We start from the raw sequence: 26,623 nt of genomic DNA, 5'->3' as shown, positions 1-26,623 counted from the left end.
CTATCATTCGGGAAATTGGAGGCGTACTTCGTCGGCGGCGGTCTCGAGGCTGGCCGCGTCCTGGATCCAGTGGTCAAGCAATGTGCCCGCGGTCTCGTCGCTGAACTCGATCCGGGATCCATGGGGGAGGCGCATCCGAAGGTCTTCGTGTTCGATGGCCTCCAGCGTGCGCCGCAGGTCCAAAGTTGCCGCGACACGGCGGATATCGGTCACGAAGTCCAGAACCTTGAGGGCTCTCTTGCCTGGGCTGAGCCGCAGCCCACGGCCGAGTTGCTGGACGAAGATCCGTCGGCTGTGTGTCACCCGGAGGAATGCGATCAGATTGACGTCCGGAACGTCGACGCCCTCGTTGAACACGTCGACGCAGGTGATGATCGGAACCCGTCCGAGCCGGAACTCGTTCAGGAGGATCTGACGGCGCTGGCGGGCAAGGCCGCTGTGGAGGTATGAAGCCCGCCGCCAGGCCCCGTCGGCGGTGGCCAGTATGGTGGCCATCCGCTCCGCGTGCTCGATCGTCTGGCAGAACAGGATCGCCCGAGGGTCGGGGGTCTCCCGCCAAGCCTCCCGTAGCTGCTCGATGATCTCCTCGTCCCGCTGGGGGAGGAACAGCGTCTTGTTCAGCTCCTTGATCGAATAACCATGCTTGCTGCTGTCACGGACGGCCTCCCAGTCGAGGTTGTCCACGAACAGCCGGTAGTCGACCGCGGAAAGGTAGCCAGCGGCCATTCCCTCCGCGATCCCCATCGTGAAGCTCGGCCGACCGAACCTCGCGGTGATGTCGAACTTGTCCCCTCTCCAAGGCGTCGCCGTCACCCCGAACTGGCCGGCCTCGCCGCACAGGTCGAGCAACTCGGCGAAACGCCCGTTCTCGCCCACATGATGCGTCTCGTCGATCATCACGAGACCCGGAGACCATCCGGCGCGGACCGCGCCGAGCACCGACTCCACGGTGCCGACCAGGACGCCGTCCAACGACGCCGGCTTCGTGTCTCCCGTCAGTAGGCGCGTGGGAACCTTCTTGTCGAGGTGGCGCCATAGTGCTCGTTCGAGCTGCTCCACCAATTCCTTCATGTGCGCGGCTACCAGCACGCGGGTGCCGGGCTTGGCTTCCAGGAGGCGGCGGATCACTTCCCCGCCCACCACTGTCTTACCGAGGCCGGTGGCGAGCACGAGCAGCGCGCGGCCGGTATTCGACAGGTCCGCCCACACGGCGTCCGCCGCCTTGAGCTGGTAGTCCCGAAGGGCGTATTCCGTTGGGACCCGGTCGGGCATCCTTTCCCAGATCGCGGCCAGAGTGGGACCGTCCCACACCGTGATCTTGATACCGACCGATTCGAGGGCGCGCCGTCGCTCCTCCGCGGAGCGGTTCAGTCCGAGATTTGTCACAAGGACCGCGCGATCAGCCTTATAGCGAGTCCGGGCACGCTCGATGTCGTCGACTCCGCTGCGATCGATCGCTTTCCTGCTCGACCACTTGCATTGGAAGACCCACTGCTCCCGGTCCCTCACAGCCAGGAGATCAGCGCCTTGGTCGTTCGCGCCGTCCACCACGCGGACGTCCACGAATCCCAGGTGCCACAGTGCCCTTTCCATGGCGTGGGGGAGCCCGCTGGGTCCGCCATCGAGGAGTGTCCGCGCTGACAGAAAACCGCCGCTCATGTCTCGCTGGCGATCTCGTCGGAGAGCAGCTTGATGCTCAAGCGGGTCCGTAGCAACTGCTGAGGACCAGGATCGGCGGCGTTGAAGCTGACCAGGGTGGCGATGTCGGTCAGGTACCCGACCACCTTGGCGAGGCTGAGCCGGCGCGCCGACATCGACGACACCGAGGCGTATGGCCCGACGAACACGTTGCCGTCCATGAACGCTTCCGGCCACGACTCCAGAAGTTTCACCGTGAACAAGGGCGGGGCGTACAGGAGGAACTCGCTGGTCTCGCCCAGCTTCCCGGTCAGACCGACCTGGCCGTTGGCGATCATCTCGTTCTCGGTCGCGGTGAGTTCGTCCGGGGATAGGTATTGGTAAGCGCGCGCCGGATCGACGTCGACTCTGCTGGCCATCCGGACCCGCAAGTCAGTCAGCAGCTCTCTCGCCTGGCCAGCGACGACGTCGGCCTTCAGTGCGTGATCAGGAAGGCATCCCGCACGAAGATCGGCGACCAACTGGGCGTGTGTCAGCCCGGTCTCCGCCTTCACCTTCAGGATCGTGGCTAGCTCGACGAGCAACAGGTCGACTGGCTCGACTCCGAGCTTGGCGAAGATCTCGTGGTTGCCGTCGATGAAGGCGGTCGCCTTGCCGCCCGCGCCCTGGACCACGAGCACCGGGGTGGGGGATCCCTGGTCGTCGACCAGCAGACCGGTTTCCAAAAGCTTGGTCTCGACGTGCAGGAAGCCCACCCTTGGAGATCCGAAGTCCCGGGACAACTCGGGCATAGGCCGGGAGTCCGCCCGATACCGTGCCAAGCGATCCTGCGTGGTCTCCTTCTCGGTCGCGGGAGGGTTCCCGTCGCGCGAACCGCTCACGTCGCCGTCTTCGGGCTTGGAGGCGGGAGGCTGCGCGCCGTTCGGGGTGACGCCGAGCGCGTCGAGCACGGCCGCCTCATCCGCTTGGATGGGGGAGTTGTTCTGAGCGATGTCGAGCTTGGCCTTCTTCCCCTGCGCGTCGTGCGCGACCACAGCGTCCCACCAGAGCTGATCACTCTGGTACTCGGCGTCCCCCCGGTGGAACAAGTCCGCCCAACGCCGAGTGGTGTCATGGATCGGCCGGGTACCGTCACCGGGAACCAAGCAACGACGTCCCGCGTCATTGCGCCGGTAGCCCTTGAACAGCTTGGCGAGCGGGCTCGGGTTCTCAAGATATCCCAGGCGCTTGGCCTTATCGGGCTGAAGAGGACCCGGACCCCTGAGGTAGTCCACGGCGGCCCTCCAGCTGCGGTCCCCGTACTCGAACGCGTTCTTCTGGTAGGTGACCGGAACGTGGTCGAGGTGGATCTCCCCGATGATTCGACCACCCTGATGTGCCATCTCGACCGGGTACTCGATGTCGACCAGCCCCTGCGGATCGTTGGGGTTGGACCATTCGAACAATCGCTTGTCCCACTGAAGAATCTTGCGGCCGTTCCTCAAGAAGTCGATGCCGTACTCGCGCTTGTGGAGGTGCCGCTGGATGCCCAGCCATCCGTGGATACGGCGCTCGCGCAGCGTCAGTCGCTCGCCATCGCACTGCTCGCACTTGCCCTTGTTCGGGACCTGCCAGTTCCCGCAGTCAGCGCAGGCTTCTGCGGGCTCGAACCGCTCATCGATCTCGATGTATGCCGGGATCTTCTCCGAAGACGCCCCGCTCCCGTAGATCACGTATCGGTCGTCGCCCCAGCGGCAGTGCCGCCGCGGCTTGACCTTCTGCCCGCCCACCCACAGCTCGTAGCCCTTGTTCTCCAGGATGTAGGAGTACGTGCGACCGAGCGTGGTGCGCAGATTGGCCGCGTTCCTGCGCAGCCAGTCCGCCCTCTCGGCGTGGAGCCGCGAAATCTCGATTTTGGTTCCGTGCTCGTTCGGGTCGGCCTTGGGCTCGATGATGTCTTCGGCCTCGAAATCATCCTTGATCCGATCGAGGTCGATCTCGACCCCGATCCAATGAGGGTCGCCCGCCCGTGTCGTGAGAACCCTGGTACGTCGGCCCAAACGCGCGGTGCTGACGTTGAACCCCATCCCGAACAGGCCCAGCTTGTCGAACCGGTCGTTGTTCGACCAGCCAGCCCGAACGGCCAGCTCCAGTTCCTCATAGCTCATCCCGCGACCGGTGTCCTGGATGACCACCTTCGCCTCGTGGGACTTCGCGCCAAGGGACGGCAAGCTCACGCTCACCTTGAAACCGCCAGCCCATGGCACCCCGGACTTCCTGATTTCCGTGAAGTCATCGAAAGCGTTGTCCACGAGCTCGGCGATGCACTGCCACTCATCGAACTCGATCTCGCCCAGCATCTTCAAGATGCGCGACGAAGGAGTGATCTTCAATATTCCTCCGTACCCGAATCCGCCAGCAGACGCGTCGAACTGGACGAGGCACCAACCTCGCCGCAGCATGATGGCGCGCCCCTTGACGCACTGTTGATCACTTAACGACCCAGGGTACGTCGGGATGACGTCTCGATGGCCTGAAACTTGCATATCTGTTCGATATGTGTTATGAGCGAGGTTCGAGGATGCTGACAGGTGTGACTCCCGCGGGAGAAGCCCGGCTTGCGGATCATCTAAGGGCCTCCCGTCGAGTATCAGTTGGGGGACTGGTGCGCCGGCTACCGTGTGCGGCACGACGGTCGGTACGGAGGGCGTGAATGTGTCGACGACGGGTGAAAACAAGTTTTCACCCGTCGTCAGCCGTGGTATCGCAGGCTGGGTGCTCGTCTACCGCAGAACGGGGAGCAGGAGAGCCGGGGGCGGGTTGGACTGATCACCGGGCGGGTGAGGGGTTGGGCGCAGACCCGGCAGCACCCCTCCGGGATGACTGGCGTGAGCTCGGCCAGGAGGTCGTCGACGGCGGGCAGTTGGTCGGGCAGAGGGGTCGTCGTCGGCCCGGCATCCGGGATGGCCAGCAGCTTCTCGAACGCCGCGCGCAGCTCGGCGAGGTCTCGCCGGCAGGCGCCGAGGAGCGCGAGGTAATCCTCGATCGGCCAGGGGATCAGGGCCCCGACGCGGGTCATGTACACCCCGACCCGGTCGATGCGGTACCGGTCGCTGTAGTCCATCAGGGTGTAGCCGAGAAGCTGCAGGATCATCGGTAGCGGGAACTGGTGGATCCTGCGGGTGTTCTTGAACTCCAGCAGCAGGCCGTCGACGATCAGGTCGGCATCCGCGGCGATGTGGGCGCTGCCGTCAAACGTGGCCCCCGGCAGGCGTTCGAGAACATCCGGGCTGGCAAGGGCGGGGTGCATGTACTGCGCGAGAACCCGGCGCGGGCTGGATCTCGCACGGCCCGTCCCGCTGGGCGTGATCTCGCATCCCGAGGGCGGCCGCGTCATGATCGGGATCAACCTCGGCCGCATGCCCGGCTGGGTCGGTCTGGTGACGATTGACTGTACGGGAGGGTTGGCCCGGAGGATCTTGAGGACCCTGCTCGACCACCTCCACGATCGCGGCATCCAACCGGTCCGGCTGGTGTCGGGAACATCTCCCCTAGCTGGGACCCTGACGTTCTCCCAAGACGAAATGCTGGCCCACGACGTCGCCGACCTGGTGAAACGGATCGCGACTGAGCTCGAGAACATCGGTGGCGAGCCCGGAGAAGACTTCGCGTGACGGCCGTTGACACCCTGACGCTGCTGCTCGGCCTGGCCGTCGGAGCGATCATCGCTCTCCTCGCCGGTATCGTCACCTGGTGGCAGAACCATCGCTGCCCGGGCCATCCTCGGCGGTGGACTCGCGTTCGCTGGGACCTTCACCCTGTGGCTTATCGCTGTCCAGACCTACACCTGATCACCCCGGGCGGCTGAGACGGCCTGTCAGCGGACTGGCGACCGGCTCACGCGAATGTGATCGCTCAGCGACCCCCTGAAGCGGTTCCTGCACTGATCGGCCGATGCCGGGACTGTACAAATAACGACAGACCCGCCCAGCGCCTCCGCGCCACTCGGGTGGCGTCGTCACGGGGTGTGTCCGCTCCTCATTTCGTGTACACGGGGAGGTTGCAGGAGTCCCAGCCGATTTCGCTGATGATCCGGTGTCCGACGCACAGCTTGAATACCTTGATCCAGCTGACGTATGTCCGGTCGCTGCTGCATCCCCCTTGTGGGGCTACCACGGTGTAGATGGTGGGACCGACCAGTTTGTCCGTCGCGAAGTCGACCTTGAACCGTAGAGTGTCGTGGTTGTCGAGATCGCAAACGGTGATGCTTCTGCGGTCGGCGGCAACCGTGGCCTTGCCGGCGTTGCCGTAGTGGTCGCTCCATGGGCCGGTTGCTGCCAGGGCCGGGGCGGCAGCCAAGGTGACGAGGGCGACAGTGACGACCACTGCGGTGGTCCGGCGAAACATGGAGACCTCCTCAACGATGGGGAGCACGGCACCACGTCCGGCGACTTTCAGTAATATAACGCACACGCTAAGTGAAGAAGTAGATAGTCGACTCGCAGCTGTAGCCATCGCTTCACTGTGTGAGCGAATCAGGGAGCATTCCATGAGGATCCGCCCAACCCCTGCTCCTCAACGCCCAAGCCCCGCGGGTGCCGTGGAGGACGGGGCCGGCTTTCTGTCCGAGCCGGCTGCGCGCAGGCTGCCCATGCCGGTTCGCCAGCGCCGGCCGGCCCTCGCCGGGCTCGCTGTTTTGCTCATATTGGGTGGCGCGCTGGCCACTACCTTGCTCGTCGTACGTAGCGGCAACCGGGTCGCCGCAATCCGGCTGAGCCAGCAGATCGGTGCGGGGCAGCCGCTCAGTCTGGCCGCGATGGAGGAAGTGCAGCTCGCCGATACCGGGATCGATTACCTGCCTTGGTCGCAGCGGGAGCACTATGCCCAGTACTTCGCCCCGGTCAGCCTCCTGCCAGGAACGGTGCTGACCGAGTCGATGGCCATCGCGTCCAGCCCGGAGCTCGGGGCGGGCACGGCCCGTGTCGGCTTGGCGCTCAAGCCCGGCCAGTTCCCCAGCGACTTGAAGGCTGGCTACCGGGTGCAGGTCATCCACGCACCGGTTCAGGGCTCCTCCGAAGGGCGATACCGGGTACTGGCACCCAGTGCACGGATCGACAGCGTCGAAGCCCCGACCGCAGGCGGGCCGTCCGGCATGGTCACGGTGATCGTGGACAGCACCGTCTCCCCGGCCGTCGCCGCCTACGCCTCCGTCGGCGAGATCGTCCTGGCGGAACTCCCTGCGGCGCGCTGAACCCGGCGCCCATCAGGGGCCATCGCCGCCCGCTTCCCGTCGTCGGCGCCTGGGCCGGCTCGCCACAAGCGCATTTGCAAGCATGGGACGATATGCCCGAATAATTACGCTAGGGCGAGATAAATTGCTTGTGTCTTAATGGCCGGGGCCTGCGCCTCATTGTGGCCCATTTGAGGTAAAGAGGGTACATGTAATCAGTCTCCGGAGCTGGCTCGCAAGAGTCGGAATCTGCTACTAGACCTCCGCGACGCTCCGTATTAATCTGACTACTCCACGCAGTTATTTCCTCTCGACCTGCGAGGAATCTCATGTGGCGACGGTATGCGTCCTGTGGCTCCCGGACAGTTGCAGCTGTGCTGCTCGTTACGATCGCCGCATGCCAGTCCGGCTCAGAGAATGCCGATCCGCCATCTAGTCCGGCGCCTTCGCCCAATTCCGAGGCCCCGTCGGGTGACCCTCGGGAGTCGGTGAAGGAAGCCGTTATGACTGCCTATCGGGGCATGTGGCGAGACTTCGTCTCGGCAGCGCAGGCCGCGGACTGGGATGCTGCTCAGCTCGAGGAGCACGCGACCGGGGACGCCCTGATCATTCTGCGGCACGGCCTGTGGCTTGCCGACCAGAAAAGGCAGGTGATCAAAGGTGAACCCATTCTCGATCCCCAGATCACCTCTCTTGTACCCGAGTCGAAACCGACCAAGGCCAAGATCACCGATTGCGTGGATGACACCAGGTTCGTGGTGCACACGAGATCAGGGGAACCCGCGAGGGGGGCAGCGCCTGCCGGTCGGCACAAGACCACTGCGGAACTCACCCTGCGTAAGGACGTCTGGTACGTCACCGGCTTCGTGCTGAGGGAGGCGGGGACATGCTGACGCGCAACTTTGTCCTTGTCGCGGCAGCCTGTGCCGCTCTAGCGACCTTTCCAGATAGCGCCGCATTAGCGGATGGTGATGACGGGGGTACCAGCGCGTTCATCACCTGCGGTTCCAAAGGCGGACCAGGCTGCGCGACCGAGGCTCGACGCTGGTGGAAGGCACCTCCCACGCTCGGAGGACCCCGCGGCGGCGGCCGGGGTGGTGGCGGCGGTTTACGGGCCGGATCAGCGCCGCACTGCACGTCGGCACCTGCGAATCCCCCTGCAGGAGCGATGGACAGCGGACGTTGGATGATGATCACGTGCCCTGGCCAGCCCGGAATGGTGGTTCACGACGCCGGTCCGGCGGACACCCCCGGACAGGGAAGGCGCCGACGAGCCGTTCATCACTCCTCTGGCGGTGGCCTTGATGGCGAGAAGTCGCTTCGTCCTTCCGGCCCTTAAGATCAACTCATCGCCCCGGCCGGTAGACCCACAACTGGTCCGGCTGCCCATCTGGTTGGCGATCTCGCCCGCTACCTGGCACGCCTACACGTCCACCGCCTCGGCCGGTGGGATCACCGCGACCGCCACCGCGACGCCGCTGCGCGTCACCTGGATCATGGGGGACGGGACGACGGTTACCTGCAGGGGACCCGGTACGACCTACCGGGACGGCAAGAATGATCCACGGCGACCGTCTCCCACATGCGGCCACACCTATATGGAATCGAGCGCGCAGGCGCCCAACGCCAGATACCGGGTGACGGCGACGATCACGTGGAGCATCACCTGGACCGCTCTGGGGCAGAGCGGCGCCCTTCCGTCCCTGACCACCTCCGCGGCCGCGAGCTTCCGCGTTGCCGAGTCGCAAGCGATCGTCACGTCTTGAACAGGGGAACCAGTGGCCACGACAACGGTCAAGCCGGTGCGTCCGGCAACCGGAACACCAAAGAGGCGGCGTAGTACGGGACGAGTGCTTTTCGGCGGCCTCCTGGTAATGGCGTGCGCGTTCGGCTCCGCGGCGATCACCTTACGGACCGAGAGTCCCGAAGGGGCGTTAGCCGTGCAGACGGATCTGCCTGTCGGCCATACACTCACGGCTGCGGACCTGCGTCCCGTCAAGGGATCCGTGGATGCGAAGGTCATTCCACCCGGTCGCGCCAAGACCGTGATCGGCAGGACGCTCAGGGTTCCGGTGGTCGCGGGCACATTGCTTACGGAGGGGAACGTCGGCGATCCGGCCTACCCTCAGCCGGGCCAGGCTGTGATCGGAGTCGCGGTCAAGCCGGGCCAGTACCCACCCGACCTCGCCTCTGGCGATCGCGTCGCTGTAGCCGTCGTCCCGGGTGAACCGGTCGCGGACGTCAAGGTCAACACGGTGATCGTGGTCGCGGTGGTGACCCGGGTCCGCCATTCGGAGCAGCCGCAGAATCCGGCCGTCGTGACGCTCCTGCTCGCCAAGAGCGACGCCGAGAAGATCACTGGGCCAGCCGCGCAGGGCCTCGTCAGCGTGATGCAGATCTCCCCGGAGGAGCCATGACCGTGATCGGCGTGGCCTCGATGAAGAACTCGCCGGGCGTGACCACGTTCGCGCTCGCGCTTGCCGCCACCTGGCCGGCCGGCGAGGTGGTCCTTGCGGAACTGGACGCCTCTGGCGGCGACCTGGCAGGGCACTTCCGGCTCCAACCCGACCCCGGCATCGCGTCACTGGCCACCGAGCTCCGCCGCAACCAGGAGCCGGACGTGCTGTTCAAACACACACAGGCTCTGCCCAGGGGCCTTCGCGTCATCACCGCTCCGGTCAGGCAGGACCAGGCGCACGCGGCTCTGTCGGCATTGACGGTCACGCTTCCGGATGTCCTCAAGAAGCTGTCTCCCGACATCACCATCATCGCCGACCTGGGCCGGCTCACGGGTACTTCGAAGCAGCTCGCCGCGAGCGCGGACCGAGTCCTCGTCCTGGCGCGTCCCAGGCTGACCGAGCTCGCGCACCTCCAGGACCTGGGGGACGCCGTCCCGCACGCTGAGGTCGTCCTGGTCGGCCGCGGCACCTATCCCCCTCGGGAGGTCACCCAGGCCATCGGGCTCGGTATCCGGGCTCACATCGCCCATGACCCGGCGGCCCACGCGTTCCTCGAAGGACGGCGGCAACGGACCCGCGTGGTCAGGGCCGCCCGCCGGATCGGCCTGGCCCTGTCGGAGGTCGCTCCGCTGGAGGCGTCCCTATGAACGAGATCATCAGGCAACTACGTGCCGAGGTCGCCGACCAGCTCGCCGCGCGCAGCCAGGCGGACGAGGAGAGCGGCCGCCCGCCGATGACCCCCCAGGACCGTAAGGAGTACGGCAGAGAGCTGCTCACTGACGCTCTGGACGCCTACACCCGCCAGGCCATCGAAACAGGCCGTCCACCGCTGGACCCCGGCACCGAGGCGCTTGTCGCACGAGCTGTGGAGAACGCGCTGTTCGGCTTGGGCGGATTCCAGCCGTTGCTCGATGACCCTGAGATCGAGAACATCAACGCCAACGCGTTTAACGACGTGCACGTCACCTACTCCGACGGCAGAGAGGAACAGGTCCACCCTGTCGCCGACTCGGACGAGGATCTGGCCGAACTCATCCGTACGGCCGCTGCTCTACTCGGGGTGGGGGAGAGGCGGTTCGACCCCGGCTCTCCCATCCTTTCCATGGAGTTGCCCGACGGCTCGCGCCTGTTCGCCGTGATGTCGGTCTCTCGACAGCCGGCGGTGTCGATCCGCCGCCACAGGCACCCTCGCGCGACGCTGCCAGAGTTGCGCAAGAACGGCAGCTTCGACGAGCGCATCGAAGACCTTCTTCGTGCCATCGTGCGTGCCCGCAAGAACATCGTCATCGTGGGAGCCACCGGCAGCGGGAAGACCACGCTGCTGCGCGGCCTGGCCTCGGAGATCCCGCGAGCCGAGCGGCTGGTCACCATCGAGGAGCACTTCGAACTCGGCCTCGACCGTGACAAGGACGCGCATGGCAACGTCCTCGCCCTGCAGGCCAGGCATGCAAACGTCGAGGGCCAAGGCCAGGTCACCCTCGCAGCCCTGGTACGGACGGCCCTCGGTATGTCCCCCGGGCGAGTGATCGTCGGCGAGGTTCGTGGCGATGAGGTCATCCCGATGCTCAACGCGATGAGCCAGGGCAACGACGGCTCCATGTGCACCCTGCACGCCAGCTCCAGCAAAGGCGCGTTCTCAAAACTCGCCTCCTACGCCGCCCAGTCCCCCGAGCGACTGCCGATGGAAGCCAGCGCCGTACTCGTCTCCGAGGCCGTGCACTTCGTGGTCCACATGGCCTTCGCTCCCGATGGCACGCGCGTGCTCTCAAGCATCCGGGAAGTCGTCGGCTGCGAGGGCATCTCCGTGACGTCCAACGAGATCTGCCGGCCGGGGCCCGAGCGTCGCGCGATGCGAGCCCACCCGCTACGGACGGAGACGGTCGACGAGCTCGAAGCCGCGGGTCTCAACGTCGAGGAGTGGTTCGCGTCATGACAGAGAAGGCGCTCCTCACGGCACTGATCGGAGTCGTAGCCGGCATTGGCATCCTCGTCGTCGCCTCGGGCCTCAAGCGGCGTGAGGTCGAAGCGAAGCGCCGCTTCCGTGCCAGTCCCCAGACGCTCGTACGGCTTGCCGCATGTGTCGGCGTCGCGATCCTGGCAGGCGCGATCACGCGATGGCCCGTCGGCGCGGCCCTGTCCGGCCTCGCCACCTGGTTCCTGCCGAAACTGCTGGGCCCCGACCGAGAGCACACACGCACCGTGGCGCGCATCGAGGCCATCGCCGCCTGGACCGAGATGCTCCGCGACATCCTCGCCGCCTCGGCAGGACTCCACCAGGCGATCAGCGCCACCGCACCGATCGCCCCCGAGGCCATCCGGCCCCAGGTCGCCGAGCTCGCCGCGCGAGTGGACCAGGGCGAGCGGCTATCGTCGGCGTTGAAGCAGCTTTCCGACGAGCTCGCCGATCCGACCGGTGACCTGGTGTGCGCCGCGCTGATCCTGGCCGCCAAACGCCAGGCCGGCCAACTCGGCGAGCTACTCGGCACCCTCGCGTCCGCCGCTCGGGCCCAGGCCGTGATGCGACTACGCGTGGCCGCCGCGCGCGCCCAGACCAGGTCGTCGGTGAGGACGATCGTCGCCGCCACCGTCGCCATGGTCGGCGGATTGATGCTGTTCAACCGCCACTTCCTCGTTCCCTACGACACCGCTCTTGGACAGGTCGTTCTGCTCGCCGCGGGACTCATCTTCGCGGGGTCGTTCTTCATGCTCCACAGGCTCAGCCAGGTGGGTGAACCGGCACGAATTCTGACGACCCTGCACGGGGGCGATGATTGATGGCGCTCGCATTGCTGCTCGGAGCGGGCATCGGCCTGGGCCTGCTCTCCATCGCTTTCGGTCTCCGGCCTGGTCGTCTCACCCTCGCTCAGGAGCTCCAGCGACTGCGGCACGGCACTCCGCCCAGGCCTACCGCCGATCCGGACGCGGGCTGGAGCGGGCGTCTGGGCGGCCCGTTCATCAAGCCGTTGGCAGCGCGTGGCCTGCCCGGTGCCCGCACTCGTCGCGATCTTGCCATCTGCGGTAAGTCCGTGGAGCGCTACCTCGGTGAGAAGGCCACTTCCGCGCTGATCTTCGCCTTGCTCGGTCCCTCGGCGTGCGCCGTAGTCCTCTTGAGCGGTATCCCCGTGCCGTGGCAGATCCCCGTCTGGTCCGTCGCCCTGCTAGGGATACTCGGCTTCTTCGTGCCCGATCTGGCGGTGAAGTCCCAGGCCGACGAGCGGCGAGCCGAGTTCCGTCACGCGCTGTCCGCCTTCCTAGACCTGGTCGTCATCTCACTCGCAGGTGGCCGCGGAGTCGATGGCGCGCTGGCCGACGCTTCCCAAGGCGGCGACGGATGGGCGTTCGTCCGTCTCCGCGGCGCTCTGCAAGCCGCGCACGCCGCGCGCCGTACGCCGTGGGCGGCGCTCGGACGGATGGGCGAGGAGTACGGCATACGGGAGCTGTCCGAACTGGCCGCCGCAGTCGGCCTTGCGGGGACCGAAGGCGCCCGGGTGCGCGAGTCACTCGCGGCCAAGGCGGCGTCCATCCGGGCCCACCAGCTGACGGAGATCGAGACCGTCGCCCAGAGGGCCACGGAACGAATGAGCCTGCCCGTGGTCGGCCTCTTCTTCGGCTTCCTGCTCTTCATCGGCTATCCGGCCGTCGCATCCGTGCTCGCCGGATTCTGAACCAAAGGAGGTAACGGTGATCCGACTCATCATCCTCTCCAACGCGATGAAGGAGTGGCTGCAGCAGTGCCGACACATCGCCCAGCAAAAGCCGGATCGGGGCAGTTTCACCACCGAGAGCGTGATCGTCACCGCGATCCTCGTAGGCATCGCGATCGCGGTCGGCGCCGTCCTGCTGGCCAAGGTCCTGGCGAAGGCGAAGTCCATCAACCTTGGATAGACCGCGGGGCCGTGACCACCGAGACGACCCTGGCGTTCCCGTTCGTCCTGCTGCTCATCTTGCTCGTCGCCCAGTTCGGCATCTGGCAGCATGCCACGCACGTGGCCCAGGTGACGGCCATGGAGGCCCTGGCGTCCACCCGTGTGTACGGAGCCGGCACCGGTGACGGCCAGGCGAAAGCGACGATGATGCTTGGCCGGCTCGGACGTTCGGTACTGCATGATGCCCACGTCTCGGTGTCTCGCACCACTGACGCCGCCCGCGTCGAAGTCCGCGGAGTCGCCGAAACCGTCGTACCGTTCCTGCGCCTTCCGGTGAGCTCGGTGGCCTACGGCCCGGTGGAGAAATTCAGAGGCGCTGGAGAGGGCCGATGAGCTCTGCGCGAGAAGACCGAGGAGCGTCAGCCGTCGAGCTGGTGCTTCTCACGCCGCTGTTGATCCTGCTGGCTCTCCTGACCGTCGCCACCGGGCGTCTGGTCGCGGCGCGGCTGGAGGTGAACAACGCCGCCCACCAGGCCGCGCGCGCAGCCTCGATCGCGCGCACTCCGGCCTCGGCTGCGGCGGCCGCTCGCTCGGCGGCCGAGGCGGCACTCAAAGGCAGGCGGGTCACATGCGTCGGACGCAGCGTGAACGTGGAACTCGGCTCCTTCCGCCCGGGCGGCAAGGTCACGGTGGCCGTCACGTGCCGGGTACGGCTGGCCGACGTGGCGATGGTCTGTGTCCCCGGCGGCACTGCTCTCACATCGAGGTTCGTCGTGCCGATCGACTACTGGAGGTCTCGGTGAGCGGATTCGTGGCTGGCATCGTCGGCGCGCTCCTCTTGCTCGCCGGCATCGTCGTGGATGGCGGCCTGGCGCTCGGAGCGCGGGTACGTGCTCTCAATGAAGCGCAGGAGGCGGCGCGGTCGGGAGCGCAGCAACTCGACCTCGCGGCGTACCGGCGCAACGGCACGGTGCGGTTGGACCGGGGACGCGCCCGTACCGCGGCGCTTCGATACATCGCCGCGACCTCTGACACCGCCACAGTGGAGGTCTCTGGCGACACGGTGACGGTCGTTGTCCACGCTGTCCAGCCTGCTCAGATTCTCCGCCTTGCCGGAGTGGGCGCCTTTCGGGTGTCCGGGCGAGCCACCGCGGCGGCGCAGCGTGGTGTGACGGGGGTGTTGAGATGAAGAACGTGCTGGATGCCTTCGGCCGAGCGATCAGAATGCTTGCCGTGGTGGCCGTGCTCGTGCTGACCGAGTTCGGCCTCCCCGCGATGCTGGTGCGGTTCGCTGGCTGGCCGCTTCCGGAGCATGTTCCCTCGTGGGACGGCATCGAGCACATGCTGGTGAATCCGATACCGGACGGTGCGCTGCTCAAGATCCTCGCCTGCCCGCTGTGGCTGCTCTGGGCGGCGTTCACGGTCGCATTGCTGGTCGAGATCGTGGCCGCCGTTCGAGGCGTGGAAATCCACGTTCCGATGCTCGGTCCGATGCAGGCCATGGCGGCAGGGCTGATTGGCTCGCTTGCTATCGCGGTCCTGCCGATCGGGGGAGGAGTTCTGTCCAGCCAGACACGGCCCTCTACGGCTCCGGTAGCCCTCGCCGTCGAGGAGATGGCGCAGGTATTTCCGCTCAGGGAGGCGTTGCCGGAGGCGTCGCGTCAGTCCGCGACCACAGAGCTTGTTCACATCGTCCAGCGGGGTGACACCCTGTCGAAGATCGCAGCGCACAAGCTTGGAAGCTCGCGCAGATGGGGCCGGATCTGGAGGCTCAACGCTCACAAGGTGCAGTCCGATGGGCAGGTCTTCACCGATCCCAACCGCATCATCCCCGGCTGGCGCCTCCGCCTGCCGACTACCTCGCCCCGTAGTGACGAGCCGACGACTAGCAAACGGTCACCCGGCGACACGCCGCCCCCACAGGAACGGCCATCGCCTGGCCCACCGTCGACGCCTGCCACTCCTGCCACTGTTAGCGCGCCGACGTCCGACACCTCATCGAACGCACAGACCTCCGCGCCAGAGGCGGCCTCGCAGGTGGTGGTCACCGTGGAACTCCCCTCCGGAGGACTGGTGTCCATGGCGTTCGCTGCGGGAATCAGCACCGCCTACGCGGCCTCGCGCTTCCATCGTCGCCGTCGAAGGATTTCACCTCCCGCATCGGCCGAGACGCCCGTCGAGCCAGAAGCAGGTCTCGAACCCGCCCCGACAGTCAAAGCTCTACGCCGTGCCCACCTGTGCACGTACGCAGACAAAGACCAGGAACCGCCGACCGACACCGACCTCATGCGAGCCGCTTTCTCCATCGACGTCCCGGACAAGTTGGTCATCGGACATCGTGAGGACCGGACCGGCGTCGAAATCCGTCCGGCCGGCCTGAGCATGGGGCTCACAGGCGCAGGGGCCAGGGACGCAGCTCGCGTGATCATCCTGGACGTGCTGCGCCAGGCTGACCGATTCCGATGCGAGGTCATCGTTAGCGCCCATGACGCCCAGGAACTCTTCGCAGCCTCCGCAGCAGAACTGGAGGCCGCAGCGAAGGCGGTACCAGGGCTGACGATCATCGAAACGGTCGGTATGGCCATCGACCGCTTCACCGAAACCCACTTCACCCGGAGCCGCATGCTGATCGAGCGCGGTGCGGACGACATCGAGACCGCTCGCCAGAACGATCCCGGCGAGGTCCTCCCCGCCGTCCTGCTCGTCGCCGAGATGACCGATGAGCTTTTCGACCGCGGCGTAGGCGCCATCCTGATGTCCGCCGACCGTAGCGGCATCGGAGCTCTCCTCCTCGGCGACTGGCCTTCGGGAACCACCTGCGAGGTGGACGAGGACGGCACCGTTCTCAGGGCCGAAGGTCCGATGGCGTCCGACCTCATCGGCGCACGCTTCTTCCACCTTCCCCTGGCGGACGGAGTCGACTGCCTTCGCCAACTCGCCGACGCGGGCGTGGAAGACAGTGCCGACAGTCAGCCGACCACTGATGACTCACCGAGCGACCGCGGGCCGATCACCTGGGACGGACCTACGCTGATCCGGGTATCGGTCCTGGGGCGACCTTTAATCCAAGCGAAGGGCCGTCGAGGGACGGTGCCAATGAGCGGGCTACAACTCCAGCTACTGGTCTTTCTCACCCTGCACCCCGAGGGTGCGACCCGCGACGAGATCTGTGCGGCCCTATGGCCAGACAAGGCCGTGGACGTAGGCGTCCACAACCCGCTCCGCCACCTGCGCGACACTCTCAGATCGGCCAGTGGATACGTGGACAAGGGACGCCGCGACGCGCCGTTCGTCAGCGCACACGGACGGACCTACCGCATCGACCCCGCTATGGTGAGCGTCGACCTATGGGACTTCGAGGCCGCCGTCAGTGAAGCCCGCACCGCCGGCGATCTTCCCTCTCGGCTCTCAGGTCTCACACGTGCCGCCAACCTTTGCCACGGTGTCCTGGCCGAAGGCCTCACCTGCGAGTGGATCGACGAGAAGCGCAATTTCCAGACCCGCACCCAGGTCGACGTACTGAGCCGGCTCGCCGAGCTCCGCGAGGAACAGGATCCTGAAGCGGCCCTAGAGATTCTCGAACGCATTCTCATCCTCGACCCGGATCCAGAGGAGACGTGGCGCCGCATCATCCGTCTACAGCTCCGCCTGGACCGCCGTGGCCAGGCCCGTAACACGGCGGCGTTGCTACAGAAACGCCTGCAGGAGATAGGTGTGAGCCCCACCCGTGAGACGGAGAGGCTGCTGTCCGAGTTTTGAGTCGCGGCATCCACCAACCCGCGCCCCTCAAGATGACAATGCGGCTGGATCAGAGCAGCTCAAGCAGGCGTTCTGCCTGGCGCTTCAATGTGCCATGGGGGTTACGCGAGGAGAAGGGGCCGTCAGGGCCGAGCATGCACATCCATGAGAAGGCGAACAGTCGCCGGAATTCCAGCACCCGGGTGCCCTCGCCGGTGGTCAGATCGATATGGGACAGCAAAGCCGGGCCGTCGAATGTCCCGTCGACCCGAGAGAGGTGCTCAATGACCTCCGCCAACTCGAAGGCACGGTCGCTGCGCCCGGAGTCCTCCCAGTCGACCAGCCGGACACGCTTTCCATCCCACAGGTAGTTCGCCAAATTCCCGTCGGACAACCCCAGGGTGGGGCTCACTGTTGCTCCGGCCAGATCCTCCAAACGAGAGGCCGTAATCCACTCCACTCCCGCCGCGTAGGCCTGGACCACTACCGGATCGGAGCCGAGATCAGGCCGCTCAGCTCGCATCCGCAATGCCTTTGCGACGGCCACCCGCGGATTCCACGGAGAAGGCGCCACGTCGGCCAGCACCGTCGATGGAACCGCCTCGTGCAGCGTCGTGATCGCCTCGGCCATCGCCGCTATCTGTTCCGATGTGATGGCGTGCCCACGAAGCGGAACGCCATCCAGGCGCGACATCACCACGACGGGCGGTTCCACGTCCAGATGGGCCTCGAGCGGCAACGGTGCCAGATCCGGCGCGTACTCCGCGAGCAGGGTAAGTGCGCGCCACTCCCGCTGATGCTCCCCCCTGCTCCACGATGTGTAGGTCTTGACGACCCGCTCGGGGTACATCTCGATGCCATGAGTGCTCGACTGGCCGGCCACCTTTACCTCCTGCTGACGCTTGCCCGGCGCCCTGTGATGGTGCCCGACGTTATCCCAGTCAGGGGTCGCGCAGAGCTGCATCGGCGTTCTTGCCTCTCCTGGCGTCCGAACAAGCTGCCTACTGCCGACTCGGATCAGTACTAGCACTTGTGGTTCGTGGTACGTGCACCTGATGGATACAAGTAGGCAGAAATGCCTGTAAGGACCCCTCTATAGCATTAGCGTAAATCCCATGGCTGATCTGCTGTCTATACCTAACTTGATCAAGTACGTCGGTGTTCTTGTCTCGATCGCTGGCATCTTCATCGCTACCCCAGCCGGGACCATCGTCATGTGGATTCGTGGACAGCGATGGACGAAGCAGCGCATTGGTGAGATTAAAAGCCTTACCGCGTGGATATTTCCTCGCAAGGGGACCAGCGCGACTATCCGTCAGAGCAGCGCCGCAGCCATCCTCATGCTGGGCGGACGCGGATCGGTCATTGCTGCAGGCAGCGCTTGGTCCTCGTCGGCACCTGTCAGCGAACGGGTCGAGAAGCTACATGAGTTCGTTACGGATCTTCAGCGTGGCCATAGTGATCTCAAGAAGGCGCTGCGGGACGAAGAGTCGAAGCGACGCGAGGACATCCGAAAGGTGAACGAGGCGCTTGCCGCGACCGCAGGTGATCTGCGCGAGCTCATAGCCCGCAATGAGAGAGATGCGGCGCGCATCGATGGGCGAGGCCTTCCTGTTCTCGGGCTGGGCATTTTGCTGACGAATCTCACCGAATTTCTTGGAGCGAACCTCCCCATCGCTTGCGGAACGACTCTCCTCAGTTGTTCCATCACTACATACGTGCTGCATCGCTCTGTGTGGATGGAAAGAGAAAAGGTGGCAACAGCGTAGGTTTGCGCCGCCCGTCCTGGTTACCAGGCTTGAGTCCTTGGTGTCGGGCCTTCTGCCTGTGCCAGCTCCTCATATAGCTCTTGGTAGCAGTTCGCCGCGGTAGTCCAGCTGTACGAGCGATGAGCGTGCCGGACGGCATTGGCGGCTCGTTGTGCCTGTTCTTCAGGATCGGTCAGGATCGTCGAAAGGGTTGCTGCGAGGTCTCGCTCGTCGTCGGGATTGACCGTCCATCCGTTGGCGCTTTCGCCTTGGCTGGTGATGATGCTAGCTGGGCCGCCGGTGTTGGTGGCGATCGGCGGGGTGCCGCAGGCTTGGGCCTCGATGTAGACCATGCCGAAGCTTTCGTTGACCGCTGGGGCCACCATGATGTCGGCGCAGTTGAGGCCTTGAGGTAGTTCGTCGTGGCCGCGCCAGCCGATGAAGTAGACGTGACGGTCGATGCCTAGGCGTTGGGCGGTGGTCTGAGGGTGCTCGCCTTCGGCCTCGCCCGGGTAGCCGCCCCAGAGGAGTAGGGCCGGCGTGGGGTTGGCCGTCTTCAGGACGGCGGCGAATGCCCGGAGCAAGATGTCGAGACGCTTCACCTTCTGGAAGCGGCCGACCCAGAGCAGTAGGGGGCGGAGTCGGCCGCTGTCGTCCGTCAGTCGCGCCAGGTCGGCCTCGGTGTAGCTGATGCTGCCCGGATCCTGATCCGGAGCCCACCCGCGAGGGTTCTCGACGAGCCAACGGCGCAGGTGAGCCATCCGCTGCTCGTCGGTGAGGTTCAGGGGGACGAAGCGGGTGGTGTCGACGCCGTTGGGGACCATGGTTACGTCGTCGCCCGCGATTCCCAGCAGACGGTCGACCTCGGTTCGGTCGCTCTCCGAGACCACGACGATGTGGCCCGCCTGCCGGGCGTACCGCTTCATCTGAACGCTCCAGAGGTCGGCGTACGGCCACAGCCGCCAGTCGGTCGCGTGAGCGAGTGCACGCTCCTCATCGGTGAGGTCGTCGAGGTCGCGCAGGAAGCGGTCGAGGATGGCCTGCTTGTGCTCGGGGACCGCGCAGGCCGCGCTGAGGGTGGTGAGCGGTGTGCCGAGGCGCGCCGCGAAGCGGCTGATGTGCTGGGCTTGGTCGAGCAGCTTGAGGTCTGTGCCATGGAGCGTGGTGATGACACGATGGCCTGGATAGGCGCGCCGGACCGAGGATTGCAGGTGACTCAGGTGGTGAACGTGCACCACATCCGGCCGAGGGCTGCGGTGCCGGCTCAGGTGCTCGTGCCACGCAAGGATCAGGTGCTGGATCGTCTCGGGAGCCACGGCGGTGAACATGCGATCCGGCGCTGTGGGGCCACGGTCTTCGTACGAGGGGTGGAACGGCGAATCCTGCCCGTCCATGCCGCTCGCGCCGCTCGCGTAGGCGGCCGCTGCGGCGTTGTAGTCCATGGCCGCGACGTCGAGGCCCGCGTAGAAGGTCGGGGCGTGGCCGAAGCCCCCGCTCTCACCGAGGGACCCGCACATGATGCGGGTGGTATGTCCTCGATCAGTGAGCTCTCGGTTGAGGTAGCGGATGACCTGGGCCGACCCGCCCCGTGGGAAGAACTGCACGACTGTGTCCACAGTGAGCATGAAGTGTCCTGAGGTATGTAGGCCGTCACCTACTGGTGACGGCGTGTGCGAAGGTCACGCTGGTGCCCGTACGTGCTGCCGTGAGGATCGCTTCTGTGGCTTCCACGGCGGCGACGCCCTGGCGGAGGGTGACGATGTCGTTGGGCAGGCCGAGCAGCGCGTCGCGGAACGCTTCGTGCTGGACGCGAAAGGGCTCCGCATACGGGACTTCGTAGGTTGTCCGTCGGCCGGGGACGTCTGAAAGGGAGCCGCTTGCCGCCGCGTCGCCGTCGATTTCGCCGTGTGCGTGGTAAGTGATCGTGCGGCTCAGTGCGTCGGCCGTTACGCAGCCCATGGCCGTGTGGACGATGACGATCCGCTCTTTGGACGGCGATACGCGGCTGACCTGGATGTCGGCGATCACGTCGTCGCCAAGACGGAGGACGGCTGTGGCAAGGTCCTCATGCGGGCCGCCCGTGACGTGGACGACCTGGGCGGCGACGGAGGTGATGTGGCGGCCGGTGAGCCAGGTCGCCAGGTCGACGTCGTGAATGGCCACGTCGGTCACCACGCCGACGTCCCGGATGCGGGCCGGGTAAGGGCTGTTGCGCCGGGTCGCCACCTGGTAGACGGACCCGTAGTCGCCGTTGCGGAGGCGTGCGCCGAGCTCTTGTACCGCCGCGTTGCGCCGCTCTGTGTGGCCGACCGCCGCGACAAGGCCGGCGCGGTCGAATGCTTCGGCGAGTCGTGTCGCCTCGGCCGAGGTCGAGGCAAGGGGTTTCTCGATTAAGGCGTGGACGCCCGCCGCCGCGAGCTCCAGGCTAATGCGCTCGTGCTCGGTGGTCGGCGTCGCCACAACGCAGTAGTCGACGCCGATCCGCACCAGTTCGCCGACGTCGGCGGCCGTCCGGAGGCCGTCGAAGGCGACGCGGCGCTCCGGATCGGTGTCGGCGACCGCGACCAGGTCCACACCGTCGAGCGAACTCAGGACCTTGACATGGACGCCGCCGGCCCAGCCCAAACCGATGACCGCGGCCCTGAGAGCTTTTGACATGGCTGCACCGCCCGTGTGAGTGACGAAAAAACTTCCGATGAGGTGGGGGGCACGTCAGGGACGCGTGACGGCGCCGTCGTTCCAGCTCGAGATCCGGTCGTCTTCGGCGTGCAGCCAGCCGGGGATGACCTCCGGATCGGCGCGCAGCCACTCGACGTAGCGGGCGATTCCACCCTCTGCCGTGATCGCGGGCTTCCACGCCAGCAACTCGGACATGCGGGTGATGTCCGCGCACCCGCCGAGAGGATCCTGGGCGGGACGTGGGGCATCGAGCAGTTTCACCTCCGGGAAGTGCGTCCGGACCAGCTCCGCGACGCGGCGCACGGAGGTCGTCCGGCCGGTCCCGAGGTTGACCGCCGCCTTGCTCGCTGCCTTGGCGATCAGTGCGAGGCAGATGCCGGTTGCGGCGTCGTCCACATGGAGGAAGTCCCGCACCTGGCGGCCGCCGTTGTTGAGGGGCAGCGGATCACCGATCATGGCGTACATCGCGAACTGGGCGATGACCCAGGAGTAGGCGCCCGGCTTGGGGATCTGACGTTCGCCGTAGACGCTGAAGGGCCGCACCACGGTGAAATCGACGCCGATCGCGTCCAGCAGGAAGCGGGTCTGCCACTCGCCCCAGGCCTTCGCCGCCGCGTACACATTGAGCGGGCTCATTGGCTGGTCCTCGGTGAAGGTCTGGATCGCGTCGCTCCCGGCCGTCCCGTGCCCATAGACCTGAGCGGAGGAAATGAACACGAGACGCCGTGCGTCACCGCCCTCGGCCACCGCCCGCAGGACCGTCTCGGTACCGGCGATGTTGGAGTGGAAGGCCGTTCCCGGGTCGCGCGTGCATCCGGCCACGGTCGAGTACGCGGCGGCGTGGATAACGTAGTCGCTGTCGCGCACGAGATCGCGGACGAGGTCTTCGTCGCAGACGTCGCCGACGCGCAGACATGGGTCGGCCTCGTCCACCCCCAGCACGTCACGCGTGGCACGGTCGTAGCCGCTGAGATCGTCGAGGACCGTGACGTACGCTCCGGCCGCGTCGAGCGTCCGCCGGAGCGCGGTGCCGATCAGCCCGGCACCGCCCGTGATCAGTACATGCCGGTCGGCAAGGGCGGAGAGCCGGTCGTCCATGGGTGACCTCCTTGGTTGTGAGTGAAGGGCATGACGCGCGAGGGACGCCGCGCGCCGATCGTCGAGGACGAGCTCAGGAGCAGATGAAGGACCCGGTGAACTTCGTGAGCGCGAAGTAGCCCTCGCGTGCGATGACGGCCTGCACTCGGGTTTGGGCCCGCTCGCGCAGCTCGCGGAAGAAGTCCTCGCCGAGATCACCCGGGTGGGAGGCCGCGCAGCAGTAGTTGTGTGCGGAGTAGAAGGCCAGGAACGCGTCCGCGTCCGCGAAGCGCAGTTGGTCTTGCCAGGTGCGCAGTTCGACGCCCGCGAAGTGCGAGTCCACGTACTCGTGGCCGTTGAGGATCGAGATCCGCGCCTTCGGCGTCGCCTTGAACAGACGCTCCGGCGCGCGCATCTCACGCAGGATCGCGAAGTGCAGGTCGTACATCTCCACCATCGAGTCCGGGCGGTCGGTGGTGAGCACGAACTTCCCGTCCGGGCGCAGCACACGGCGCACCTCCGCCAGGCAGCGATCGATGTCCGGGACGTAGTGCATCATGTACGTCGCGATCACTCGGTCGAAGGAGTCGTCGGCGAAGCAGGACAGGTCGTCGGCGCTGCCTTCGACCCACCGGCAGGGGGTGGCAACGCCCTTCAGACGCGCTTCGGCGGCCCGCAGCACGCCGGGCGCGATGTCCAGGCCGACGATGCTTCCCCCGGCGAGGTGGGGCCGCAGGTGTTCGAGGACGAAGCCGTTGCCGCAGCCGAGGTCGAGCAGCGCTTCCGTGCCGGACAACTCCAACTGCTCGGCGAGGTGGTCGACCAGCGAGCGAGGGTTCGTACGGAAGCGGTTGTGCGCGAGCTGCTTGCCGTCGAGCATGCGCGTGTCGGCGAAGAACACCTCGCGGGCGTCCTGCGCGGACAGCTCGAAGAACTCGTCGGGAATGACCTCGGCAGCAAGCCTGTCCACCTCGGGGGTACGGAAGTCCATGACTCTCCTTTCAAGAGGGGGCTGACGTGGGCGGAGATTGCGCGACGTCGGCCGACCATTTGGTGCCGACGTACTTGTGGGGCAGCAGCGTGGAGAGAGGAACGCGTCGGGCGATGCCGTCCATGGAGATGACCGCTGCCAGGTCCGGTGCATGGTCGAGCAGAAGCTCACGGCATAGGCCGCACGGAGGCACGATGCGCGCCGGCTCGTCCTCGGTGGGCTTGGGGAAGCGCACCGCGGCTACCGCCACCAGCGGAGCACGGGTGATCATGCGGGCGACCCCCAGCGCGACGGCCTCCGCGCAGACGGCCGCCCGGCCGACCATGGCGTCCAGGTGCAGGCCCAGATGGGTGGCCCCGTCCGCGTCCAGGAGCGCGGCACCGATCTGGTGACGGGCGAGGACGTAGCGTTCGGCGATCATCTCGTAGGCGGCGGCCACCAGCCGGCGGCTGCTCTCGTCCCGGCACAGGGCGCTTGGGTTGAAGTGCTTCTCAGCGTTCACGTCGGGCTGTCCACAGGAGCGAGAAAGTCTCGGTGGATCTGCGACTCCTGCGGGCCTCGCGACCCCTGATACTTGCCGGAATAGAGGACGACGTCACCTTGGGGTGTCCAGAAGGTGACCTGGCCGATCAGCAGGCCCGGGTAGATGCGGACCGGTTGGACGGCGTGGAGCTGGAGCGTCCATTGGTTGACCGAGCCGATGTCGATCAGGTCGGCGGTCACGTGCACGAATAGGCCGAGACGCGCGATACCGGAGCGGGCCCTGATGATGGGGACGTAGTGGTCGCTGCCCATGACCTCGGCCGTGTTCCCGAGGTAGATGCGGCCAGGCTCCAGAACCATCCCGTTCCTGGGGATGGTGAGCTCGCGAACGGGGTTGGGCCTGCGGACATCGAGCACCGACTCGGTGTAGACCTTCAGGGTGGCGCCGAGCCGGAAGTTGTAGCTGTTGGGGTTGACCTGCTCTGCGGAGAACGGCTTCAGGGTGATGCGGCCCGCCTCGCACTGCCGGACGATCTCCGGCCCGGTCAGAATCATTGCCGAGCTCCTTGAAAAGAGGGCCGGGAGCCCATGGTCAGCAGATCGGGGTAAGGGGTGACGGCCTCGGAGAATCGCCCGAAGTGGCCGTCGTACGGGCGCCGTTCGCCAGATGGCGCCCAGAAGGACACCTGGCCGACCACCATGCCGGCGTAGACACGGATGGGCTGGCAGACGACGAGCTCCAGCGTCCACCGGTGAATCGCGCCGAGGTTGCCGAGGTCGGCGGAGACCTGCAAGTAGACGCCGAGCCGTCCGAGAGAGGACCGGCCTATGAGGGACGGTACGTAGTGCTCACTGCCGATGCGCTCGACGGTCGTACCCAGATACACACGGCCTGGACGTAGAACGAATCCGTGGCCGGGAATCGCGACCTCGCGCGTCGAGTGATCGCCAAGTACATCGATCACCAGCCCGCGGTGAGTGCGTAGTGTCGGCCCCAGACGGTAGTTGTAGCTGTTGGGGTTGACCTGCTCGGCGGAGAAGGGCTCCAGGGTGATGCGGCCCGCTTCGCGCTGCCGGACGATCTCGGATCCTGTCAGGATCATGCCAGGACCTTCCGCGCGAACTCGGCCGCGCGGAGTCGTAGGTGCTCCAGGCTGTCGTCGTTCACGATCCGGTGAGATGGATCGCAGGTCGGCGCCACCTCCGTTGGGTGGTCCTCCGCGCCTGGCGACAGATCTCCGCGGATCTGCTTGCGGGCACGCCGGACGTCTTCCGGTGCCCACACCTCGACGAGTGTGAAACCCATGTCGAGCAGGGCGTCGACGTCGGGACCGCGCATGTCGTCGCACACCACCATGCCGTTGGGATGTTGCTCGGCCACCTGGGCGACGCGTCGGGCGAACGGGTCGGTCAACGCCCCCGGGTTGATGCGGCGCATGTGGTGCCCCAGGTCGTTGAGCAGCAGTCCGTCCTGTGCGCCGGGATCGGGGAGAGAACATCCCGCGAGCACGTGGATGAGGCCCTGTAGTGCGTACAGCGGAGCGGCCAGCTTGATAGGGACGACAGGCACGCCGGTGGCCGCGATTTCCCGGTACAGCAGCTCGCTGAACGTGGATTTGCCGGCTCCCGGTCGCCCGTACAGCGCGATTTTGATCATGATGCGGACCTCCTCTTCGGATCGGAACCGATCGGGGATGGGTGCGGATTGATGGAGCGAATCGGCGGGGCGGCGATGGGCTACCGGCCGATCTCGGCGAGAACGCGCTCGATGCGGTCGGCTGCGGCCATGACGTCGCTGACAGGGGCGATCCGTCCCGGCCAGGGAAAGTAGAAGCAACACTCTCCGGCCGCGTCGGTCGCCACGTAGACCGTCTCCGAGAGGACGGTGGCGGCCAGGTTGATCACGGTAAGGAACGGCGGCCTGCCGTCCCGGACGCGCAACTGCGCCGAGAAACGGCGGCTTTCGAGTTCGGTGGCAAGCTCCTGCAGCCAGGCCCCGGGCTTTTCCCCGTCGATCGTCACAACATTCCCCTCACTGGATCGGCGGGGGCTCGGGAAGGGGTGACACATCGGGATCGCGAACCAGACGGCCTTGCCATCCAGGCCCTCCTGAGTTGTGAAGGCGGTGACGCGGAAACCGCACCGCCCTTTCGTCAGCTCGGAGACGATGGCCAGCCCGCGTCCGTGTTCCGCTTCCGCGTCGGGCGCACGCATGACCGGGCTGACGAGGCTGCTGTCGACGACCTCGATGTAGAGCTCGTCCTGCCCGGAACGCACGACCAGCTCGAAGGGCCCGCGGCCGTGCGTCACCGCGTTTCCGGCCAGCTCGCTCACCATGAGGACCGCGTCCTCCACCAGATTCGGCAGTATGCGAAGACCGGTAAGCGTGCCACTGATCAGCCGTCTGGCCTGGGCCGCGGCGCGCGGGTCATCGCACAAGGGCCAGGCGGCGATGATCGTCGACTCCTGCCGGAGAAGGATTGCCACGACGCCTCCTTCGATGGTCTTGTCTCGGGGGCCTCAACCATCGCCGAATCGACGCACCGGTAGTAGCGAGAGCTCTCCGCCTACTGGTGCGGCGGATTCACATGTCAGGTGCGGCGAATCCACACTGGTGACGGCACACCTTGGCGGGGTTCGCTGTTTTACCGTCGGTATATGCCTGGTCACGATCTGGGTTGCGCCAGGAGGATCCGCGCGGAGCGGCCTGGCGTGCCCGTCAGTGTGCTCGCAGA

At 66.3% G+C, this 26,623-nt stretch carries 29 protein-coding genes; 15 read left to right on the top strand and 14 right to left on the bottom strand.

The genetic code is table 11. The features are described 5' to 3' along the window. Window positions 1-3: 3 nt before the first annotated feature. The 3 genes from ACGFIV_RS31330 to ACGFIV_RS31320 form a co-directional block, all read right to left on the bottom strand. Window positions 4-1,659, bottom strand: coding sequence for a DEAD/DEAH box helicase family protein (locus ACGFIV_RS31330; RefSeq protein WP_392838456.1), 1,656 nt, complete (start codon window positions 1,657-1,659; stop codon window positions 4-6). After that, window positions 1,656-4,010 (bottom strand): ATP-binding protein, encoded by a 2,355-nt coding sequence (locus ACGFIV_RS31325; protein ID WP_392838455.1) that lies wholly within the window; start codon window positions 4,008-4,010, stop codon window positions 1,656-1,658. Before ACGFIV_RS31325 ends, ACGFIV_RS31330 begins: the two co-directional genes overlap by 4 nt. A gap of 359 nt (window positions 4,011-4,369) precedes the next feature. Further along, window positions 4,370-5,014, bottom strand: a complete 645-nt coding sequence (locus tag ACGFIV_RS31320) for a hypothetical protein (RefSeq protein ID WP_392838454.1) — start codon at window positions 5,012-5,014, stop codon at window positions 4,370-4,372. On the opposite strand from ACGFIV_RS31320, the gene ACGFIV_RS31315 reads away from it, so the two are divergent. Continuing rightward, entirely contained in the window at window positions 5,013-5,291 is a 279-nt protein-coding gene (locus tag ACGFIV_RS31315) for a hypothetical protein (RefSeq protein ID WP_392838453.1), read from the top strand. The two genes, ACGFIV_RS31320 and ACGFIV_RS31315, sit on opposite strands and share 2 nt — an antisense overlap. Before the next feature lie 364 nt (window positions 5,292-5,655). On the opposite strand, the gene ACGFIV_RS31310 is transcribed toward ACGFIV_RS31315, so the two are convergent. Next, complete coding sequence (locus ACGFIV_RS31310; RefSeq protein WP_392838452.1) at window positions 5,656-6,024, bottom strand: hypothetical protein; 369 nt, start codon at window positions 6,022-6,024, stop codon at window positions 5,656-5,658. Window positions 6,025-6,217: 193 nt separating this feature from the next. On the opposite strand from ACGFIV_RS31310, the gene ACGFIV_RS31305 reads away from it, so the two are divergent. The 13 genes from ACGFIV_RS31305 (at window position 6,218) to ACGFIV_RS31245 (ending at window position 16,931) form a co-directional block, all read left to right on the top strand. Then, on the top strand, window positions 6,218-6,868 hold the full coding sequence (locus tag ACGFIV_RS31305; protein ID WP_392838451.1) for a hypothetical protein: 651 nt from the start codon (window positions 6,218-6,220) through the stop codon (window positions 6,866-6,868). 482 nt (window positions 6,869-7,350) lie between these two features. After that, on the top strand, window positions 7,351-7,740 hold the full coding sequence (locus ACGFIV_RS31300) for a hypothetical protein (RefSeq protein ID WP_392838450.1): 390 nt from the start codon (window positions 7,351-7,353) through the stop codon (window positions 7,738-7,740). A 402-nt stretch (window positions 7,741-8,142) separates the two neighbouring features. Continuing rightward, entirely contained in the window at window positions 8,143-8,613 is a 471-nt protein-coding gene (locus tag ACGFIV_RS31295) for a hypothetical protein (protein ID WP_392838449.1), read from the top strand. A gap of 174 nt (window positions 8,614-8,787) precedes the next feature. Next, window positions 8,788-9,264 (top strand): SAF domain-containing protein, encoded by a 477-nt coding sequence (locus ACGFIV_RS31290; protein WP_392838448.1) that lies wholly within the window; start codon window positions 8,788-8,790, stop codon window positions 9,262-9,264. Next, window positions 9,261-9,953, top strand: coding sequence for a hypothetical protein (locus ACGFIV_RS31285; protein WP_392838447.1), 693 nt, complete (start codon window positions 9,261-9,263; stop codon window positions 9,951-9,953). Before ACGFIV_RS31290 ends, ACGFIV_RS31285 begins: the two co-directional genes overlap by 4 nt. Beyond that, window positions 9,950-11,239 (top strand): CpaF family protein, encoded by a 1,290-nt coding sequence (locus ACGFIV_RS31280; RefSeq protein ID WP_392838446.1) that lies wholly within the window; start codon window positions 9,950-9,952, stop codon window positions 11,237-11,239. The genes ACGFIV_RS31285 and ACGFIV_RS31280 overlap by 4 nt, the downstream gene beginning before the upstream one ends. Beyond that, complete coding sequence (locus ACGFIV_RS31275) at window positions 11,236-12,081, top strand: type II secretion system F family protein (protein WP_392838445.1); 846 nt, start codon at window positions 11,236-11,238, stop codon at window positions 12,079-12,081. The genes ACGFIV_RS31280 and ACGFIV_RS31275 overlap by 4 nt, the downstream gene beginning before the upstream one ends. Further along, complete coding sequence (locus tag ACGFIV_RS31270) at window positions 12,081-12,971, top strand: type II secretion system F family protein (RefSeq protein WP_392838444.1); 891 nt, start codon at window positions 12,081-12,083, stop codon at window positions 12,969-12,971. The genes ACGFIV_RS31275 and ACGFIV_RS31270 overlap by 1 nt, the downstream gene beginning before the upstream one ends. 16 nt (window positions 12,972-12,987) lie before the next feature. Next, entirely contained in the window at window positions 12,988-13,191 is a 204-nt protein-coding gene (locus ACGFIV_RS31265) for a hypothetical protein (protein WP_392838443.1), read from the top strand. An 11-nt stretch (window positions 13,192-13,202) separates the two neighbouring features. Continuing rightward, window positions 13,203-13,565: a TadE/TadG family type IV pilus assembly protein gene (locus tag ACGFIV_RS31260; RefSeq protein ID WP_392838442.1), complete on the top strand. Its 363-nt coding sequence runs from the start codon at window positions 13,203-13,205 to the stop codon at window positions 13,563-13,565. Continuing rightward, the gene (locus ACGFIV_RS31255) at window positions 13,562-13,975 is read left to right on the top strand and encodes a TadE/TadG family type IV pilus assembly protein (RefSeq protein ID WP_392838441.1); all 414 of its coding nucleotides are present in this window, start codon (window positions 13,562-13,564) and stop codon (window positions 13,973-13,975) included. The genes ACGFIV_RS31260 and ACGFIV_RS31255 overlap by 4 nt, the downstream gene beginning before the upstream one ends. Beyond that, window positions 13,972-14,361: a pilus assembly protein TadG-related protein gene (locus ACGFIV_RS31250; RefSeq protein WP_392838440.1), complete on the top strand. Its 390-nt coding sequence runs from the start codon at window positions 13,972-13,974 to the stop codon at window positions 14,359-14,361. The genes ACGFIV_RS31255 and ACGFIV_RS31250 overlap by 4 nt, the downstream gene beginning before the upstream one ends. Further along, window positions 14,358-16,931 carry a BTAD domain-containing putative transcriptional regulator gene (locus tag ACGFIV_RS31245; RefSeq protein WP_392838439.1) on the top strand — a complete coding sequence of 858 codons (2,574 nt, stop codon included), beginning with the start codon at window positions 14,358-14,360 and terminating at the stop codon, window positions 16,929-16,931. The genes ACGFIV_RS31250 and ACGFIV_RS31245 overlap by 4 nt, the downstream gene beginning before the upstream one ends. A 49-nt stretch (window positions 16,932-16,980) precedes the next feature. On the opposite strand, the gene ACGFIV_RS31240 is transcribed toward ACGFIV_RS31245, so the two are convergent. Further along, the gene (locus tag ACGFIV_RS31240) at window positions 16,981-17,793 is read right to left on the bottom strand and encodes a phosphotransferase family protein (RefSeq protein WP_392838438.1); all 813 of its coding nucleotides are present in this window, start codon (window positions 17,791-17,793) and stop codon (window positions 16,981-16,983) included. A 232-nt stretch (window positions 17,794-18,025) separates the two neighbouring features. Here ACGFIV_RS31240 and ACGFIV_RS31235 point away from each other — a divergent pair, with 232 nt between their 5' ends. After that, a complete protein-coding gene (locus ACGFIV_RS31235) occupies window positions 18,026-18,679 on the top strand; it encodes a hypothetical protein (RefSeq protein ID WP_392838437.1) in 654 nt (217 codons plus the stop codon). Window positions 18,680-18,699: 20 nt separating this feature from the next. On the opposite strand, the gene ACGFIV_RS31230 is transcribed toward ACGFIV_RS31235, so the two are convergent. From ACGFIV_RS31230 to ACGFIV_RS31190, 9 genes are all read right to left on the bottom strand, one after another. Beyond that, complete coding sequence (locus ACGFIV_RS31230) at window positions 18,700-20,100, bottom strand: glycosyltransferase family 4 protein (RefSeq protein WP_392838436.1); 1,401 nt, start codon at window positions 20,098-20,100, stop codon at window positions 18,700-18,702. A 208-nt stretch (window positions 20,101-20,308) separates the two neighbouring features. Then, a complete protein-coding gene (locus ACGFIV_RS31225; RefSeq protein WP_392838435.1) occupies window positions 20,309-21,316 on the bottom strand; it encodes a Gfo/Idh/MocA family protein in 1,008 nt (335 codons plus the stop codon). 54 nt (window positions 21,317-21,370) lie between these two features. Then, on the bottom strand, window positions 21,371-22,435 hold the full coding sequence (locus ACGFIV_RS31220; RefSeq protein WP_392838434.1) for an NAD-dependent epimerase/dehydratase family protein: 1,065 nt from the start codon (window positions 22,433-22,435) through the stop codon (window positions 21,371-21,373). 73 nt (window positions 22,436-22,508) lie between these two features. After that, complete coding sequence (locus ACGFIV_RS31215; RefSeq protein ID WP_392838433.1) at window positions 22,509-23,405, bottom strand: class I SAM-dependent methyltransferase; 897 nt, start codon at window positions 23,403-23,405, stop codon at window positions 22,509-22,511. A gap of 10 nt (window positions 23,406-23,415) precedes the next feature. Further along, window positions 23,416-23,907 carry a hypothetical protein gene (locus tag ACGFIV_RS31210; RefSeq protein ID WP_392838432.1) on the bottom strand — a complete coding sequence of 164 codons (492 nt, stop codon included), beginning with the start codon at window positions 23,905-23,907 and terminating at the stop codon, window positions 23,416-23,418. Next, window positions 23,904-24,443, bottom strand: a complete 540-nt coding sequence (locus ACGFIV_RS31205; RefSeq protein ID WP_392838431.1) for a hypothetical protein — start codon at window positions 24,441-24,443, stop codon at window positions 23,904-23,906. Before ACGFIV_RS31205 ends, ACGFIV_RS31210 begins: the two co-directional genes overlap by 4 nt. Next, window positions 24,440-24,991, bottom strand: a complete 552-nt coding sequence (locus ACGFIV_RS31200) for a hypothetical protein (RefSeq protein ID WP_392838430.1) — start codon at window positions 24,989-24,991, stop codon at window positions 24,440-24,442. Before ACGFIV_RS31200 ends, ACGFIV_RS31205 begins: the two co-directional genes overlap by 4 nt. Beyond that, a complete protein-coding gene (locus ACGFIV_RS31195) occupies window positions 24,988-25,545 on the bottom strand; it encodes a hypothetical protein (protein WP_392838429.1) in 558 nt (185 codons plus the stop codon). Before ACGFIV_RS31195 ends, ACGFIV_RS31200 begins: the two co-directional genes overlap by 4 nt. Window positions 25,546-25,625: 80 nt before the next feature. Further along, on the bottom strand, window positions 25,626-26,375 hold the full coding sequence (locus ACGFIV_RS31190) for an ATP-binding protein (RefSeq protein WP_392838428.1): 750 nt from the start codon (window positions 26,373-26,375) through the stop codon (window positions 25,626-25,628). Window positions 26,376-26,623: the final 248 nt, after the last annotated feature.

Origin of the sequence: Sphaerisporangium sp. NPDC049003 (assembly GCF_043197795.1) — a bacterium.
Classification (GTDB): domain Bacteria; phylum Actinomycetota; class Actinomycetes; order Streptosporangiales; family Streptosporangiaceae; genus Sphaerisporangium.
This window is presented reverse-complemented; position numbering and strand designations above follow the sequence as displayed.

Coding starts and splice junctions, on each gene's coding strand:
- ACGFIV_RS31255 (WP_392838441.1), top strand. CDS start 13,562: ATGAGCTCTGCGCGAGAAGACCGAGGAGCGTCAGCCGTCGAGCTGGTG.
- ACGFIV_RS31195 (WP_392838429.1), bottom strand. CDS start 25,545: ATGATCAAAATCGCGCTGTACGGGCGACCGGGAGCCGGCAAATCCACG.
- ACGFIV_RS31275 (WP_392838445.1), top strand. CDS start 11,236: ATGACAGAGAAGGCGCTCCTCACGGCACTGATCGGAGTCGTAGCCGGC.
- ACGFIV_RS31330 (WP_392838456.1), bottom strand. CDS start 1,659: ATGAGCGGCGGTTTTCTGTCAGCGCGGACACTCCTCGATGGCGGACCC.
- ACGFIV_RS31230 (WP_392838436.1), bottom strand. CDS start 20,100: ATGGACTACAACGCCGCAGCGGCCGCCTACGCGAGCGGCGCGAGCGGC.
- ACGFIV_RS31200 (WP_392838430.1), bottom strand. CDS start 24,991: ATGATCCTGACAGGATCCGAGATCGTCCGGCAGCGCGAAGCGGGCCGC.
- ACGFIV_RS31225 (WP_392838435.1), bottom strand. CDS start 21,316: ATGTCAAAAGCTCTCAGGGCCGCGGTCATCGGTTTGGGCTGGGCCGGC.
- ACGFIV_RS31220 (WP_392838434.1), bottom strand. CDS start 22,435: ATGGACGACCGGCTCTCCGCCCTTGCCGACCGGCATGTACTGATCACG.
- ACGFIV_RS31215 (WP_392838433.1), bottom strand. CDS start 23,405: ATGGACTTCCGTACCCCCGAGGTGGACAGGCTTGCTGCCGAGGTCATT.
- ACGFIV_RS31320 (WP_392838454.1), bottom strand. CDS start 5,014: ATGACGCGGCCGCCCTCGGGATGCGAGATCACGCCCAGCGGGACGGGC.
- ACGFIV_RS31280 (WP_392838446.1), top strand. CDS start 9,950: ATGAACGAGATCATCAGGCAACTACGTGCCGAGGTCGCCGACCAGCTC.
- ACGFIV_RS31310 (WP_392838452.1), bottom strand. CDS start 6,024: ATGTTTCGCCGGACCACCGCAGTGGTCGTCACTGTCGCCCTCGTCACC.
- ACGFIV_RS31315 (WP_392838453.1), top strand. CDS start 5,013: ATGATCGGGATCAACCTCGGCCGCATGCCCGGCTGGGTCGGTCTGGTG.
- ACGFIV_RS31235 (WP_392838437.1), top strand. CDS start 18,026: ATGGCTGATCTGCTGTCTATACCTAACTTGATCAAGTACGTCGGTGTT.
- ACGFIV_RS31300 (WP_392838450.1), top strand. CDS start 7,351: ATGACTGCCTATCGGGGCATGTGGCGAGACTTCGTCTCGGCAGCGCAG.
- ACGFIV_RS31205 (WP_392838431.1), bottom strand. CDS start 24,443: ATGATTCTGACCGGGCCGGAGATCGTCCGGCAGTGCGAGGCGGGCCGC.
- ACGFIV_RS31285 (WP_392838447.1), top strand. CDS start 9,261: ATGACCGTGATCGGCGTGGCCTCGATGAAGAACTCGCCGGGCGTGACC.
- ACGFIV_RS31245 (WP_392838439.1), top strand. CDS start 14,358: ATGAAGAACGTGCTGGATGCCTTCGGCCGAGCGATCAGAATGCTTGCC.
- ACGFIV_RS31270 (WP_392838444.1), top strand. CDS start 12,081: ATGGCGCTCGCATTGCTGCTCGGAGCGGGCATCGGCCTGGGCCTGCTC.